12 protein-coding genes are annotated in these 14,952 nt (G+C 62.7%); 6 read left to right on the top strand and 6 right to left on the bottom strand.

The features are described from left to right. Positions 1 to 96: 96 nt before the first annotated feature. The 3 genes from mmsB to chvE form a co-directional block, all read right to left on the bottom strand. Positions 97 to 1,305 (bottom strand): multiple monosaccharide ABC transporter permease, encoded by a 1,209-nt coding sequence (gene mmsB, locus L981_RS03310; RefSeq protein ID WP_043611659.1) that lies wholly within the window; start codon positions 1,303 to 1,305, stop codon positions 97 to 99. Then, complete coding sequence (mmsA, locus tag L981_RS03315; RefSeq protein WP_043611661.1) at positions 1,305 to 2,840, bottom strand: multiple monosaccharide ABC transporter ATP-binding protein; 1,536 nt, start codon at positions 2,838 to 2,840, stop codon at positions 1,305 to 1,307. The genes mmsB and mmsA overlap by 1 nt, the downstream gene beginning before the upstream one ends. A gap of 98 nt (positions 2,841 to 2,938) precedes the next feature. Then, a complete protein-coding gene (gene chvE, locus L981_RS03320; RefSeq protein WP_034793892.1) occupies positions 2,939 to 4,006 on the bottom strand; it encodes a multiple monosaccharide ABC transporter substrate-binding protein in 1,068 nt (355 codons plus the stop codon). A 287-nt stretch (positions 4,007 to 4,293) separates the two neighbouring features. On the opposite strand from chvE, the gene L981_RS03325 reads away from it, so the two are divergent. Together L981_RS03325 and L981_RS03330 are read left to right on the top strand one after the other, a co-directional pair. Further along, positions 4,294 to 5,265 carry a LysR family transcriptional regulator gene (locus tag L981_RS03325; protein ID WP_043611663.1) on the top strand — a complete coding sequence of 324 codons (972 nt, stop codon included), beginning with the start codon at positions 4,294 to 4,296 and terminating at the stop codon, positions 5,263 to 5,265. Positions 5,266 to 5,340: 75 nt separating this feature from the next. Next, the gene (locus L981_RS03330) at positions 5,341 to 5,790 is read left to right on the top strand and encodes a hypothetical protein (protein ID WP_043611665.1); all 450 of its coding nucleotides are present in this window, start codon (positions 5,341 to 5,343) and stop codon (positions 5,788 to 5,790) included. Between the two features lie 3 nt (positions 5,791 to 5,793). Here L981_RS03330 and L981_RS03335 read toward each other — a convergent pair whose 3' ends face one another. Continuing rightward, the gene (locus tag L981_RS03335; protein WP_043611667.1) at positions 5,794 to 6,048 is read right to left on the bottom strand and encodes a hypothetical protein; all 255 of its coding nucleotides are present in this window, start codon (positions 6,046 to 6,048) and stop codon (positions 5,794 to 5,796) included. 336 nt (positions 6,049 to 6,384) lie between these two features. Here L981_RS03335 and iolG point away from each other — a divergent pair, with 336 nt between their 5' ends. Continuing rightward, complete coding sequence (iolG, locus tag L981_RS03340) at positions 6,385 to 7,377, top strand: inositol 2-dehydrogenase (protein ID WP_043611669.1); 993 nt, start codon at positions 6,385 to 6,387, stop codon at positions 7,375 to 7,377. A 75-nt stretch (positions 7,378 to 7,452) separates the two neighbouring features. On the opposite strand, the gene L981_RS03345 is transcribed toward iolG, so the two are convergent. Together L981_RS03345 and L981_RS03350 are read right to left on the bottom strand one after the other, a co-directional pair. Next, entirely contained in the window at positions 7,453 to 9,816 is a 2,364-nt protein-coding gene (locus L981_RS03345) for an EAL domain-containing protein (protein WP_043611671.1), read from the bottom strand. Between the two features lie 117 nt (positions 9,817 to 9,933). After that, entirely contained in the window at positions 9,934 to 11,160 is a 1,227-nt protein-coding gene (locus L981_RS03350) for an ROK family transcriptional regulator (protein WP_043611672.1), read from the bottom strand. Between the two features lie 346 nt (positions 11,161 to 11,506). Between L981_RS03350 and xylF the strand changes: the two genes are divergently transcribed. From xylF to L981_RS03365, 3 genes are all read left to right on the top strand, one after another. Continuing rightward, positions 11,507 to 12,544 (top strand): D-xylose ABC transporter substrate-binding protein, encoded by a 1,038-nt coding sequence (gene xylF, locus L981_RS03355; protein WP_043611674.1) that lies wholly within the window; start codon positions 11,507 to 11,509, stop codon positions 12,542 to 12,544. Between the two features lie 227 nt (positions 12,545 to 12,771). Further along, the gene (locus tag L981_RS03360) at positions 12,772 to 14,097 is read left to right on the top strand and encodes a sugar ABC transporter permease (RefSeq protein WP_043611676.1); all 1,326 of its coding nucleotides are present in this window, start codon (positions 12,772 to 12,774) and stop codon (positions 14,095 to 14,097) included. A 12-nt stretch (positions 14,098 to 14,109) separates the two neighbouring features. Next, positions 14,110 to 14,895: an ATP-binding cassette domain-containing protein gene (locus L981_RS03365; RefSeq protein ID WP_034793927.1), complete on the top strand. Its 786-nt coding sequence runs from the start codon at positions 14,110 to 14,112 to the stop codon at positions 14,893 to 14,895. Positions 14,896 to 14,952 lie beyond the last annotated feature (57 nt).

Below are 14,952 nucleotides of genomic sequence, written 5' to 3' on the forward strand. Positions count from 1 at the left end.
CTCGCCACCCAATTCCGGCGGACCAATCCGCCGATCCTGGCAGCCGCAGCCGCCGGTGAATGTTACTGGTTTACGCCGGGTCTTATGGCTTTGCGCTCAACCCTTGTTCTTGTTGTAGACATCGAAGAACACGGCAGCCAGCAGCACGAGGCCCTTGATCAGCTGCTGGTAATCGATGCCGATGCCCATGATCGACATGCCGTTGTTCATCACGCCCATAATGAAGGCGCCGATGACAGCCCCGATGATCTTGCCGACGCCGCCCGACGCCGAGGCGCCGCCGATGAAGCAGGCCGCGATGACGTCGAGTTCGAAGCCGACGCCGGCCTTCGGCGTGGCCGAGTTGAGGCGAGCGGTGATGATCATGCCGGCGAGTGCGGCAAGCACGCCCATGTTGACGAAGGTGTAGAAGGTCAGCCGTTCGGTATTGATGCCCGACAGCTTGGTCGCCTTGACGTTGCCGCCCATCGCATAGATGCGGCGACCGATCGTCGAACGGGTGGTGATGAAGGTGTAGAGCGCAATCAGCACGGCCATGGCGATCAGCACGTTCGGCAGGCCGCGATAGGTCGCAAGCTGGAACCCGATGAACAGCGCCACGGCGGCAATGACCGCCATCTGCACGGCGAAGAAGATGAACGGCTCGTTTTCCGTGCCGTGCTGCTCGTTGATCTTGCGGTCGCGAATGCCCGCATAGATCGCGTAGCCGACGAGCGCGATGACGGCGACGAGCGCCACCATGTTCTGGATGGTCTCGGGCGCCGGGTTGAGGAAATAGAGGAAGTCCGGAACGAAGCCCGTCGACAGCAGCTGGAATTCCTTCGGGAACGGACCGATCGGGCGGCCGCCGAGCACCACATAGGTGAGCCCGCGGAAAACCAGCATGCCGGCCAGCGTCACGATGAAGGACGGGATCTTCTGGTAGGCAACCCAATAGCCCTGTGCCGCCCCCATGATGCCGCCAACGATCAGACAGGCGGGGATGACGACGATGGCCGGCAGGCCCCATTTCACCAGCATGATCGCCGAAATCGCGCCGATGAAGGCGACGATCGAGCCGACCGACAGGTCGATATGCCCGGCGACGATGATCAGCAGCATGCCGAGCGCCATGATGACGATGAACGAGTTCTGCAGCACCAGGTTGGTGATGTTGACCGGCTTGAACAGGACGCCATTGGTGACAAACTGGAAGAACAGCATGATCACGACGAGCGCGACCAGCAGGCCGTATTCGCGGATGTTGTTCTTGAGGTAGTCCCCGATCGAGGGCTTGTTGTTTTGGGTGCTCGTATCGGCGACCATTAGTGTTTCTCCCCTGAACGCATGATGGCACGCATGATGGATTCCTGGCTCGCTTCCGCCTTCGAAAGCTCCGCGACGATGCGGCCCTCGTTCATGACGTAGATGCGATCGCAGGTTCCAAGCAGCTCCGGCATTTCCGATGAAATCATCAGGATGCCCTTACCCTCGGCGGCAAGCTGGTTGATGATGGTGTAGATCTCATACTTCGCGCCGATATCGATGCCGCGTGTCGGCTCGTCGAGAATGAGAACTTCCGGATTGGTGAACAACCACTTGGACAAGACGACCTTCTGCTGGTTGCCACCCGAAAGGTTGACCGTTTCCTGATAGATCGAGTGCGAACGGATGCGCAGCTTCGAGCGATAGTCGGAAGCGACCTTCGCTTCCTTGCGATCGTCGATGACGCCGTTCGCGGCCACCGCCTTCAGGTTGGAGAGCGTCGTGTTCTCCTTGATGTTGTTAATCAGCACGAGGCCGAGCTGCTTGCGGTCCTCGGTGACATAGGCAAGCCCCGCATCGATCGCCCGCGGAATGGTGCTGACGTCGACGGGTTTGCCGCGCATCTTCACGTCGCCTGAGATCTTGTGGCCCCAAGACTTGCCGAAGAGGCTCATCGCCGTTTCAGTGCGCCCTGCGCCCATCAACCCGGCGATGCCGACGACCTCGCCGGCGCGCACGGTGAAATTGACATCGTGCAGGAACTGCCGGTCGCGGTGTTGCTGATGGAAGACGTTCCAGTTCTTCACCTCAAGCAGCGTCTCGCCGATCTTGGGCTCGCGTGGCGGATAGCGGTCTTCCATGGCGCGGCCGACCATGCCCTTGATGATCCGGTCCTCGCCGATGTCCTCGCTGTGACAGTCGAGCGTCTCGACCGTGCCGCCGTCGCGCAGGATGGTGATCTGGTCGGCGACCTTGCGGATCTCGTTCAGCTTGTGCGAGATGATGATCGAGGTCATGCCCTGCGTGCGAAACTCCATCAGCAGCTTCAAAAGCGCATCGGAATCGGTTTCGTTGAGCGAGGCGGTCGGCTCGTCGAGGATCAAGAGCCGCACCTTCTTCGAAAGCGCCTTGGCGATCTCGACCAGCTGCTGCTTGCCGACGCCGATGTCGGTGATCAGCGTCGCCGGGCTCTCGCTGAGGCCCACCTTCTTCAAGAGTTCCTGTGTGCGGGCGAAGGTCTGCGGCCAGTGGATCACGCCGTTGCTGGCGATCTCGTTGCCGAGGAAAATGTTCTCGGCGATCGACAGCAGCGGCACCAGCGCCAGTTCCTGGTGAATGATGATAATGCCCAGGTCTTCGCTGTCGGAAATCGTCGAGAAACGGCGGGCTTCGCCACCATAGTGGATCTCGCCGTCATAGGTGCCGGCGGGATAGACGCCGCTCAGCACCTTCATCAGCGTCGACTTGCCGGCGCCGTTTTCGCCGACGAGTGCGTGGATCTCGCCTTCGCGGACCTTGAAGCTGACATTGTCCAGCGCCTTGACGCCCGGAAACGTCTTGGTGATGCCCCGCATTTCAAGAATGATATTGTCCATGTTCAGTCATTCCAGCGGCAGTCTTTGAAGAGAGTACCGGCTCCGTCATCTGGATAAAAGGGCCCGCGCGCATGCACGGGCCCTCACGCTCAAAAAGATCAGTTGTTGATCTGGTCTTCGGTGTAGTAACCGGAGGAAACCAGCACGTCCTTGATGTTGGACTTGTCGACGGCAACCGGCTTCAAGAGGTAGGACGGTACGACCTTGACGCCGTTGTCATAGGTCTTGGTGTCGTTCACTTCCGGCTCCTTGCCTTCCATGATCGCGTTGACCATGCCGACGGTGACCTTGGCGAGTTCGCGGGTGTCCTTGAAGATCGACGAATACTGTTCGCCGGCAAGGATCGACTTGACCGACGGCAGTTCGGCGTCCTGACCGGTGACGGCAGGCATCGCCATGTCGCCCGAGCCATAACCGACGCCCTTCAGCGCCGAGATGATGCCGATCGACAGGCCGTCATAGGGCGACAGAACGCCATCGACCTTGGCGTCGGTGTAGTTCGACGACAGCAGGTTTTCCATGCGGGCCTGGGCAACGGCACCGTCCCAACGCAGCGTGCCGACCTGGTCCATACCCTTCTGGCCGGACTTGACGACGATCTTCTTGCTGTCGATCAGCGGCTGCAGGACCGACATCGCACCATCGTAGAAGAAGAAGGCGTTGTTATCGTCAGGCGAACCACCAAAGAGCTCGATGTTCTTCGGCTCGGTTGCGCCGTCGAGCTTGAGGCCCTGGACGAGCGAGGTTGCCTGCTGCACGCCGACCTGGAAGTTGTCGAAGGTGGCGTAGTAGTCGACATTGCCCGAGTCGCGGATCAGGCGGTCATAGGCGATCACCTTGACGCCGGCGTCGTGTGCCTTCTGCAGGATGTCGGAGAGCGTCGTGCCGTCGATGGCGCCGATGACGAGAACCTTGGCGCCCTTGGTCACCATGTTCTCGATCTGGGCAAGCTGGTTCGGGATGTCGTCGTCAGCGAACTGCAGGTCCGGCGTGTAGCCCGCTTCCTTGAACAGCTTCTCCATGGTCTCGCCGTCGGAAATCCAGCGGGTCGACGTCTTCGTCGGCATGGAAATGCCGACCGTGCCCTTGTCCTGCGCAAATGCCGGTGCAGCGAAGGACGCGATCGAAATCGCGGCGGCTGCGAGAAGCGAAGTCATCAATTTCATCAGTTCTCTCCCAAAAAAGTTGAAGCCGGCAGGCGAGAGCCTTTCCGTCTATGCGCAGCAATCCGCCGCCCGAGATCTTCGTCTCCGGCTGCGGTCAAGGTGAAGGAGAGGCCTCCCCGCCTCGCATGCTCCTACATGCGCTGGCACATAAGCAAAAACTGGAATGAAACCATATAACTGTCAAATACAATATTGCTTTGAATACATACCAAAAATGATATATCGAGCGCAAACAGTGTGATTTTTGAAAATCCCTGAAAATCAAATAAAAAAACGCGGAGGTTGAAATGCGCGATCAGAAACCGAGCACCGCCGGCGAACTCGTCGATTCGACGCTTTTCCGCTCGGGCCTGAAGATCAGTCACCTCCGCCTGATTCTCGCGATCGACGATCACCGCCGTATCAGCGCCGCCGCCGACGCTCTCGGCATCTCGCAACCGGCAGCATCGCGCATGCTCTCGGAAATCGAGACCATGCTGAAGGCGCCGGTGTGCGAACGCGTGGCGCGCGGCGTCCTGTTGACGCCCTACGGCGAAGCGCTGGCGCGGCGCGCGCGCAGCATCTTTCTGGAGCTGCGGGAGGCATCGCGCGAGATCAACGAGCTGAAGACCGGCAGCGGCGGTTCGGTCTCGCTCGGCTCTGTCACAGGCCCGGCGCTCAACCTCGCGGTGCCCGCCATCCGCCAGGTGATGACCGCCTATCCCGGCATCGAGATCAACGTCCAGATCGAAAACAGCAACGTCCTGGCAAGGGAACTGCTCGCCGCCCGGCACGACTTCATCATCGGCCGCATCCCCGACGACCAGCCGCCGCGGCTCTTCAACATGGTGGAGATCGGCTACGAGGAGGTCTGCCTGATCGTGCGCGACGGCCATCCACTGCTCGACAAGCCCATGGTCGTCGCCGAGGACCTACCCTCCTATGACTGGGTATTCCAGCCGCCCGGCACGCTTCTGAGGCGCGCGGTCGAAGACAGTTTCGTCGCGGCCGGGGTACGGTTGCCGGCGACCGTGATCAACACCTCGTCGATCATCCTGACGCTGTCGATCGTGCGCAACACCAACGCAATTGCACCGGTGGCGCTCGACGTCGCCAACCTGATTGCCGGCAACGGCACGCCGGCCGGGGAAATCCGCATCCTGAAGACCGAGATCCCGATCCGCATCAAACCCTATGGGCTGATCACCGCCGAGGGACGCGCGCTGCCGCCGAGCGCCAAGCTGCTCTACGACCTGATCCTCAAGCAGGGCCGCGCCTGATCAGCCCGGGCATGATCACGCTGATCAGCCCGGGATAATCTCCGCCTGCCATTTTGCACGGCGATCGGAGACGTCATGTTTGGAATGTCAGTCTTTCAGTCGGTGCTTGAGCGGCTGAAATCGGAAGAGGATATCGAACCGGCACCGGCCGAAGCGACGCGTGTCGCCACGCCTTATGCCCCGGCATTCGACAACACCTTTGCGGCCGAAAGCGTTCGCTCGGCTGCCTTCGGCGCCGTCGAGCGCGCCTATCTCGATGCGTCTTTCGTGGAGCCGCCGCCTCCACCGGTCATGCCGGATTATCTTAGCCGTACGACGCTTGCAGACGTGGCCGAGGAACTGGCGCTTGTCGACGGCGAAACGCAGATGACCCTTGCGGCAAAACGGCGGGCCTTCGCGGCCCTGAACCACCCGGACCGGCTACCGGCCGCGTTTCGCGCCAATGCCACCGTGCGCATGAAGCTCGCCAACATGCTGATCGACGAAGCCGCAAAGCAGATGCGCGCCATCACCCCGGCGCCGTGAACCTCAGCCGGCAGCGTCGCTCCCGTCGCCCTTGCCTTGCCCCTCGTCCCCAGCTTTCTCGACGCCCTTCTCGCTCGGCTTGTAGAAAACCAAGAGAGCCGCCGAGGCATAGGCGGTGACCGCGAGGAAAATCATCCCCCACATCGTTTGCTCGCCCAGGAATTCGACCACTGTCCAGACGCCGCAGAAGCCCACGATCAGCAGACGGATCCACAGTGGGCGGTAGAAGGGATGGTCCGGATCGATGAATTTGAGCATTCTGTCCTCTGGTCGCCTTGTCGCGTGCGTCCCATTTAGGGGAAATTCGTCGCGGACGGCAAGGCCATGGCCTCCGACTCCCCTTGACGGACGCAATAAAAATGGAATAAAAATTCCGAAATAATCTACATCGGCGACTTCATTCCAAATAAGAAGCGGCCGAGTGGAAATGGAGGTATCAAGGGAGAGGCGCTCAGCGCAGCGTTCCAACGCGCGGTCTTTCGTGGCAATTCTCCAAACCATTCGCGGAAGCAGCGTTCCGCGGCGCCTTTGCGCGATGAGCGCCGATCATCACGCCCCTTCCCGGTCGCGAACCGGAATTCGAGAGAAACAGAGATGACAGTCAGATTTGGTCTTCTGGGCGCCGGCCGCATCGGCAAGGTTCATGCGAAAGCCGTCAGCGGCAATCCCGACGCTGTGCTTGTTGCCGTCGCCGATGCCTTCCCGGCCGCCGCCGATGCCATTGCCAAGCAGTATGGCTGCGAGGTCCGCACCATCGAGGCGATCGAAGCCGCCAAGGACATCGATGCCGTCGTCATCTGCACCCCGACGGACACCCATGCCGACCTGATCGAGCGTTTCGCCCGCGCCGGCAAGGCAATCTTCTGCGAGAAGCCCGTCGATCTCGATGCCGAGCGCGTCAAGACCTGCCTCAAGGTCGTCAGCGAGACCAAGGCCAAGCTGATGGTCGGCTTCAACCGCCGCTTCGACCCGCATTTCATGGCCGTGAAGAAGGCGATCGACGCCGGCAAGATCGGCGACGTCGAAATGGTGACGATCACCTCGCGCGATCCGGGCGCCCCGCCGGTCGACTACATCAAGCGTTCGGGCGGCATCTTCCGCGACATGACCATCCATGACTTCGACATGGCCCGCTTCCTGCTCGGCGAAGAGCCGGTCTCGGTGACGGCGACAGCCGCCGTTCTCGTCGACAAGGCGATCGGCGAAGCCGGCGACTATGACAGCGTCTCGGTCATCCTGCAGACGGCGTCCGGCAAGCAGGCGATCATCTCCAATTCCCGCCGCGCCACCTACGGCTACGACCAGCGCATCGAAGTGCACGGTTCGAAGGGCGTGGCTTCGGCCGAGAACCAGCGCCCGGTCTCGATCGAGATCGCCAATGGCGACGGTTACACCCGCCCGCCGCTGCACGATTTCTTCATGACCCGCTACACCGAAGCCTATGCCAACGAGATCGAGAGCTTCATCGCCGCAATCGAAAAGGGCGCGGAAATCACGCCATCGGGCAAGGACGGCCTAGCGGCCCTCGCGCTTGCCGATGCGGCTGTGAAGTCCGTCGTCGAGAAGCGCCAGATCAGCGTCGCCTGATCCCGCATTGCGAGGGATAGACAAAGGCCGGGCGCCACTCGCGCCCGGCCTTTTTTTATCGGATTGCAACCGCCGTCAGCTGTCGGCCTGTGCCGGTATTTTATGCCGCGCCGCCGCACCGTCCCAACCGGTGCTGGGCGCAGCGCCCGGCCGTCCCGACAGGAAGCCCTGCATCTGCAGGCAGCCTTCCTCCGCAAGGATCTGCCGTTGACGCTCGGTTTCGACGCCCTCGGTCACCACCGCCAGCCGGAGGCTGTGGCCAAGCGCGATGATCGCCCTGACAATCGCCTGGGCCGAAGGATCTTTTTCCAAGGCCGCGGTGAAGCTGCAATCGATCTTCAGCTTGTCGAAGGGGAAGTTCTGCAGGTTGCTCAGCGACGAATGCCCGGTGCCGAAATCGTCCATGACGATCCTGACGCCGAGAATGCGCAGCCTGACCAGGGTCGCAAGCACGTCGTCGCGATTGTGCATCAGCGCCTTCTCGGTGATCTCGAGCTCCAGCCGCCACGGATCAAGCCCAGTCCGCCGCAGTATGCCCGCGACCTGGTCGAAGAGGTTGGGCAACAGAAACTGCACAGGGGAAACATTGACGGAAACCGGCAAGGGCTCGTTCCATTTCACCGCTTCCGTGCAGGCCTGCTCCAGCACCCATTCGCCAATCTGGATGATCGAACCGCTCTCTTCGGCAATCGGAATGAACAGGTCCGGGCCGACCAGACCGCGCTGCGGGTGGCTCCAGCGCAAAAGCGCCTCGTAGCCGATGATCCTGTCGCTCTGGACCTCGACCAGCGGCTGGTATTCGAGGAAGAACTGCCGGCGAAGCACTGCATGGCGCAGGTCGTTTTCGATCTGGCGGCGGGTGCGGACTGCCTCGTCCATCTCACGGTCGAAGAAGCAGGCGATGCCCTTGCCGCTCTGCTTGGCGCGGTAGAGCGCCGTGTCAGCATTGTTGCGCAACTGATCCGCCGTCTGCCCGTCGGCCGGAAAGATCGCAGCCCCGATGCTGACGCCGACGGCGGTCGGGTCGCGATTGGTGTCCATCTCGGCGGCAAACAGCGCGAGGATCCGGTCCGTCAGCTGCCGCGCCGCTTCCGGCTCCCTGCCGCCCACCTGGATGATCGCAAATTCGTCTCCGCCGAGCCGGGCGATCGTATCCTGCTCGCCGACGGCCGCCCGCAGGATATCGGCGACCTTCTTCAGGATGCGGTCGCCCTCGCCGTGGCCGAAGATGTCGTTGACCGCCTTGAAGCGGTCGAGGTCGAGGCAGAGGATCGCCAGTTCCTCGTTTCTCGCAGCCGCCGCCGCCAGCGTCTGGGCCAGCCTGCGGTCGAAGAAGGCGCGGTTCGGCAGATCCGTCAGCGCGTCATGATGGGCGAGATGTTCGATCGTGCGCTCGGCTTCTTTGCGCGCCCTAAGGTCGCGCACGAAGATAACGTCGCATTCCCGGCCGCGATATTCGATCGTCCGGCACATGAACTCCACCGGAATGGTGCGGCCTTCCGCGTTCAGAAGATCGATTTCGCCCGGACCATCGTCGTGCCTGTGGGCGTCCAATCCCTCTTCGCCGAAGACGAAGATGTCTGCCGGAGGCCGTCCGGAAAGCTCCGACAGCTTGCGGCCCGTCAGTCCTGCGAAGCGTTCGTTGGCGTCCACGATCACGCCATCGAAGATGATCGCCATGCCTTCAAGCGATGCATTGGCGAGCCCGCGCAGATCCGTCAGGTGCCGGTCGAGAAAGAGCGCGCCGAAGGCGAGCACGATCAAGGTGGTCGAAGCGGCAATGACGCCGCCCGCAAGCCAGGCGGGATGGATGGTCTCGGCAACGGCGACATTGGCCTCGGGCACCAGCGTGATGCCGCTCATCGAGGTGAAATGCAGCGCACAGATGCCGACGACCAGAAGCAGCGACGCGACGACCATGCGCCGCACGCCACGCAAGAGCTGAAAGGCGTAGAGCGCGGCCCCGGCCAGCATCGTCCCGGCGAGCACGGCGGAGACCGTCATTTCGGGATCGTAAGAAATATGCCCCTGGATCTCGATCGCCCGCATGCCGGTAAAGTGCATCGCCGCAATGCCGGCGCCGAGCAGCAGGCCGCCGCAGGTCATCGAAAGATGCGAGCGCCCGCCAAGACCGATCGCAAAGGCGAGCCAGGACGCTGCGATCGCCACGGCCACCGAGAGGAGCGTGCCCCAGGCGCCATAGGCGACGGGAACGCCGCCATCATAGGCGAGCATGGCGATGAAATGGGTGGACCAGACGCCGATACCGCAGGCAAAGCCGCTGGCCGCGATCCACAAACCGCGTTGGCTGCCTTCGCTTCGCTGCGCGCGTAACAGGAGCAGCATCGTCGCGACGCTGCCTGCCAGGCAGACGATCGCGGCAACCAGGATGAGGCGCCAGTCATGATCGTCGCGTATGCATGCAATCACTGAAAACATAATCGTCTCCCGCGTCAGGCTCACCTTGACAAGGAGTCGCTAAATAACTGTAAATTGCATCGCTGGAATTGTTCACCTTCGACACAACCCCAAAAATGGTTGCGCCGAAAATTCGCCTCAACCGTGCATCGCGGATGCGCCGACGCTGGCGGTATCGCCATCGATCGCGCCGAGCGCCCGTGCCAGGTGCCCCTCGAAAACCAGGCGCTGCTCGTCGGCAACGACCGTGATTTCCGGCGCCCCCTGAAGCCGGATCTGCATCGATTGGGCGAGCCCCTCCTCGATCCCCGGCAGCATCAGATCGAAGTAGCGCAGGCCCGGTCCGGTGACATGGACGGGCATGCGCTCATAGAGGCTCAACATGCGCGAGATGCCGTTGCCGAGCGCGATGCCGGCCTGGCGAAAGGCGTAGCCGGCCATGCGGTGGCCCTGCCGTGCGCTGGCTGCAATCTTGTCGAGTTCCGTAACCGGTACGAACTTGGCGGGAATGGTATCGGCCGGCACTTCGAAGGCCGCGCGCAGGATGCCGTAGAAGCCGGCCGCCGCCTCTATGCATCCATAGGCGCCGCAGCGGCAAAGGCCCGCCGACGGCATGTGCAGCATATGGCCGAAATTCGGCGCGCTGACGTCCATCTCGCCGCTCTGGCTCTTGCGCGCGACCCCGAGCCCGATGCTGTGCCCGAGCGAGATCGCCGCAAGGGCCCTGAAGCCGCTCTCCGGCTTGCGCTCGGCCTGGGCGGCGAGTGCCTGCGCGACCAGAAGGGTTTCGTTGCTGAGCATGACCTTCGCCCGCCAGTCCGGCGCGAGCAGCGCGGCGAAATCGAGCTCCTCCCGTCCGAACACCGGCGACCACAAGAGCCGCGCGGACGCGCCGTCCACCAGGCCCTTGCTGCTGATCGAGACGGCCAGCACCTGGCTGCGCTCCAGTCTCGACCGTTGCAACAGGCGCTCGAGCGCATCGACGAATGCCCGGGCGAAAGGGGCGGTACCGCGCTCGTCGTGGTTTCGGGTTTCGTCGAAGCGGTCGAGCAACGTGCCGCCGTAATCGACCAGCGAATATTGCACGATGTCGGACGAGATCCGGACGACGATCAGATGGCCGTGATCGCGGCGTGGCGTGAACAGCACCCGTGGCCGCCCGCGCCCGCCCTGGACCTGCTGCTCGGCCTTGGCGAGCACGCCGGCCTTTTCCAGCTCCGCGGTGATCGCCGAAACGGTCGCCGAGGCAAGCCCGGTCTCGGAAGAGATTTCCGTATGGGAAAGATTGCCGGACCGCCGGAGCGCCGCAAGGACCAACGCGCTGTTTTGCTGACGCACGAGCTCAGTGCTGGACTTGGTCAGCATGAGACGTCCCTGTCAGTGGCGGATCCTTCGAACACATGCCCCTCCCAAAGCATCTGTTGACCGGCAAGACAAGGCGCCGAACACCTTGTCGACAGCCTTGTGGCACCGATTTTCGGGACGGTCGAGAAACATCGGACGCGACCGCTCGCGGAGCACCTTGTTGATGCCGCAACCGACGCTTTCACGCCGTGTTGACAGCCTCAAAAATCCATGACATTCATTTTCTCGACTGTCGAGAAAATAATTCCGCACGGTGTAGCGGCACGATCTACGACAGCGTCTAAGGCTGGCAGAGGATGGTGCGGGAGGTTCGCACGCTCGGCCGGCCCTCACTCGGGAGGATGAAATGAAATCCGTTTTGAAGCTGATGGCAGGCGTTGCCGTCATCGTTTCCCTGCATTCCGTTGCCCAGGCAAAGGACCTGGTCGTCGGCGTTTCCTGGTCCAACTTCCAGGAAGAGCGCTGGAAAACCGACGAAGCCGCCATCAAGGCAGCCCTCGAAGCCTCGGGCGACAAGTACATCTCCGCTGACGCACAGTCGTCCGCCGCCAAGCAGCTGACCGATATCGAATCGCTGATCGCCCAGGGCGCTAATGCACTGATCGTGCTTGCCCAGGACAGCGACGCCATCGGCCCGGCGATCGAAAAGGCTGCTGCCGAAGGCATTCCGGTCGTCGGCTACGACCGCCTGATCGAAAACCCGGCCGCCTTCTACATCACCTTCGACAACAAGGAAGTGGGTCGCATGCAGGCCCGCGAAGTGTTCAAGGTGAAGCCGGAAGGCAACTACGTCTTCATCAAGGGCTCGTCTTCTGACCCGAACGCCGACTTCCTCTTCTCCGGACAGATGGAAGTGCTGAAGGAAGCCGTCGACGCCGGCAAGATCAAGAATGTCGGCGAAGCCTATACCGACGGCTGGAAGCCTGAAAACGCCCAGAAGAACATGGAGCAGTTCCTGACCGCCAACGACAACAAGGTCGATGCGGTCGTCGCCTCCAACGACGGCACCGCGGGCGGCGCAATCGCTGCCCTCGACGCTCAAGGGTTGGCCGGCTCCGTTCCGGTCTCCGGCCAGGACGCAGACAAGGCGGCTCTGAACCGCGTTGCGCTCGGCACGCAGACCGTTTCGGTCTGGAAGGACTCGCGCGAGCTCGGCAAGCGCGCCGCAGAAGTCGCCGTCGAACTTGCCGGCGGCAAGAAGATGGAAGAAGTCTCTGGCGTCACCACCTTCAACGGCGGCCCGAAGGGCGTGGCCATGCAGTCGGTCTTCCTGGCTCCCCTGCCGATCACCAAGGACAACCTGAACGTCGTCATCGACGCGGGCTGGATCTCCAAGGCTGAAGCCTGCCAGGGCGTCAAGGGCGACGTCGCGGCCTGCAAATAAGCCGCACCAGCAGAACTGAGCGCTGACAAAAGACAAGCGCCGCAACGCAACCCGTTGCGGCGCTTGCGCAAGGTGCGGACGCGGCGGACAATACCGCTTCCGCGACCGCAACAATCAGCACGCAGGCTCGGTTTCTGCCGTCGCACCGGACTTGTCGCGTCCATTTGGGGCTCTTGGTGCCACTGACGCGATGACATCAACAACATAAGTGGGGGGAAGGCACGTCCATGGCCGACATCACACAAGGCAACACAAAGGGCGCACAGACAAATCGCGCCCGTACAGCGGACGAGAACCCGGTAAAACGTTTCTTCCGCGCCACCGAGATCGACACCCGGCTGCTCGGCATGGTCGGCGCGCTCGTCATCATCTGGGTCGGCTTCCAGATCATGACCGGCGGGCTGTTCCTGACGCCACGCAACCTTTGGAACCTGACGGTTCAGACCTCATCTGTCGCCGTGATGGCGACCGGCATGGTGCTGATCATCGTCACCCGCAACATCGACCTCTCCGTCGGCTCCGTGCTCGGCTTCTGCGGCATGGTCATGGGGGTCATGCAGGCGAAGTTCCTGCCGCAATATCTCGGCCTCGAACACCCCGCCATCTGGATCATCACCCTTCTGAGCGGCATCGCCGTCGGCGCCGCCATCGGCGCGCTGCAGGGCTCGATCGTCGCCTTCCTCAATGTGCCCGCCTTCATCGTCACGCTCGGCGGCCTGCTCGTCTGGCGCGGCGCCACCTGGTTCGTCACCAGCGGCCAGACGGTCGCACCAATGAACGCCACCTTCCGCCTGATGGGCGGCGGCACAGAAGGCTCGATCGGCGCAACGGCCAGCTGGATCGTCGGCATCCTCGCCTGCATCGCCATCGTTGCCGCCATCCTCAATTCGCGCAAGCAGCGCAAGCGCTTCCGCTTCCCGCTGCGCCCGGTCTGGGCGGAGTACTTCCTGGCGATCCTCGGCTGTATCCTGGTTCTCGGCGCGATCACCGTTGCCAACAGCTACTACTGGCCGACCAACATCGCCCGTAAATATGCCGACGCCAACGGCATCGCCTGGCCGGACGGCGGCCTCATGATCTCGCACGGCATCGCCATACCGGTGCTGATGGCGATCGCCGTCGGCATCGTCATGACCTTCATCGCCACCCGCCTGCGTTTCGGCCGCTATGTCTTTGCGCTCGGCGGCAACCCCGAGGCGGCCGAACTCGCCGGCATCAAGACCCGCTGGGTTACCGTCAAGATCTTCACGCTGATGGGCGTCCTCTGCGCCATCGCCGCGGCAATCTCGACCGCCCGCCTCAATGCCGCGACCAACGCGCAAGGCGAACTCGACGAGCTCTATACGATCGCGGCAGCTGTCATCGGCGGCACCTCGCTTGCCGGCGGCGTCGGCACGATCGCCGGCGCCATGATCGGTGCGCTCGTCATGCAATCCCTGCAGTCGGGCATGGTGCTCCTGGGGATCGACAGTCCGTTCCAGCGCATCGTCGTCGGCGTGGTCCTCGTCGTCGCCGTCTGGCTCGACACCGTCTACCGCGCCCGCGCCAAGTAAGGAGTACGATCCATGAAAGACCAACGCACTCCGCTTGTGGAAATGAAGAACATTTCCATCTCCTTCGGCGGCATCCACGCGGTGGACAACGCCTCCGTCGATCTCTACCCCGGCGAAGTCGTGGCACTGCTCGGCCACAACGGCGCCGGCAAGTCGACCCTGATCAAGATCCTTTCGGGCGCTTACAAGCGCGATGCCGGCGAGATCCTGATCAACGGCGAGGCCGCCGACATCAACAACCCGCGCGACGCCAAGAAATACGGCATCGAGACAATCTACCAGACGCTCGCCGTCGCCGACAACGTCGACGCCGCCGCCAACCTCTATCTCGGCCGTGAACTGCGCACGCCGTGGGGCACGCTCGACGACGTGGCGATGGAGGCCAAGGCCCGCGAGGTCATGGGGCGCCTCAACCCCAACTTCCAGCGTTTCAAGGAGCCGGTGAAGGCGCTTTCGGGCGGCCAACGGCAATCGGTGGCGATCGCCCGCGCGATCCTCTTCGACGCCCGCATCCTCATCATGGACGAGCCGACGGCAGCCCTTGGGCCGCAGGAGACCGCCCAGGTCGGCGATCTCATCAAACAGCTGAAGCGCGAAGGCATCGGCATCTTCCTGATCAGTCACGACATCCACGACGTCTTCGACCTCGCCGATCGCGTGTCGGTGATGAAGAACGGCCAGGTCGTCGGCCAGGCCCGCACCGAGGACGTCACCAAGGACGAGGTGCTCGGCATGATCATCATGGGCAAGGTACCGCCCAAGGCGATCCCCGGCCCCGGCGCCATGCAGGTGGCGTAGGCCAAGCGGTCGGCTTCATCGCGCAAGACCGCGCTCTCAACGACGCCGCGCCCCCGG

This window comes from Ensifer sp. ZNC0028 (assembly GCF_000799055.1).
GTDB lineage: Bacteria > Pseudomonadota > Alphaproteobacteria > Rhizobiales > Rhizobiaceae > Ensifer.

What these genes read in the sequence shown, in the direction of transcription:
- mmsB (WP_043611659.1), bottom strand. Translation starts at nt 1,305, where the DNA reads ATGGTCGCCGATACGAGCACCCAAAACAACAAGCCCTCGATCGGGGAC.
- mmsA (WP_043611661.1), bottom strand. Translation starts at nt 2,840, where the DNA reads ATGGACAATATCATTCTTGAAATGCGGGGCATCACCAAGACGTTTCCG.
- chvE (WP_034793892.1), bottom strand. Translation starts at nt 4,006, where the DNA reads ATGAAATTGATGACTTCGCTTCTCGCAGCCGCCGCGATTTCGATCGCG.
- L981_RS03325 (WP_043611663.1), top strand. Translation starts at nt 4,294, where the DNA reads ATGCGCGATCAGAAACCGAGCACCGCCGGCGAACTCGTCGATTCGACG.
- L981_RS03330 (WP_043611665.1), top strand. Translation starts at nt 5,341, where the DNA reads ATGTTTGGAATGTCAGTCTTTCAGTCGGTGCTTGAGCGGCTGAAATCG.
- L981_RS03335 (WP_043611667.1), bottom strand. Translation starts at nt 6,048, where the DNA reads ATGCTCAAATTCATCGATCCGGACCATCCCTTCTACCGCCCACTGTGG.
- iolG (WP_043611669.1), top strand. Translation starts at nt 6,385, where the DNA reads ATGACAGTCAGATTTGGTCTTCTGGGCGCCGGCCGCATCGGCAAGGTT.
- L981_RS03345 (WP_043611671.1), bottom strand. Translation starts at nt 9,816, where the DNA reads ATGTTTTCAGTGATTGCATGCATACGCGACGATCATGACTGGCGCCTC.
- L981_RS03350 (WP_043611672.1), bottom strand. Translation starts at nt 11,160, where the DNA reads ATGCTGACCAAGTCCAGCACTGAGCTCGTGCGTCAGCAAAACAGCGCG.
- xylF (WP_043611674.1), top strand. Translation starts at nt 11,507, where the DNA reads ATGAAATCCGTTTTGAAGCTGATGGCAGGCGTTGCCGTCATCGTTTCC.
- L981_RS03360 (WP_043611676.1), top strand. Translation starts at nt 12,772, where the DNA reads ATGGCCGACATCACACAAGGCAACACAAAGGGCGCACAGACAAATCGC.
- L981_RS03365 (WP_034793927.1), top strand. Translation starts at nt 14,110, where the DNA reads ATGAAAGACCAACGCACTCCGCTTGTGGAAATGAAGAACATTTCCATC.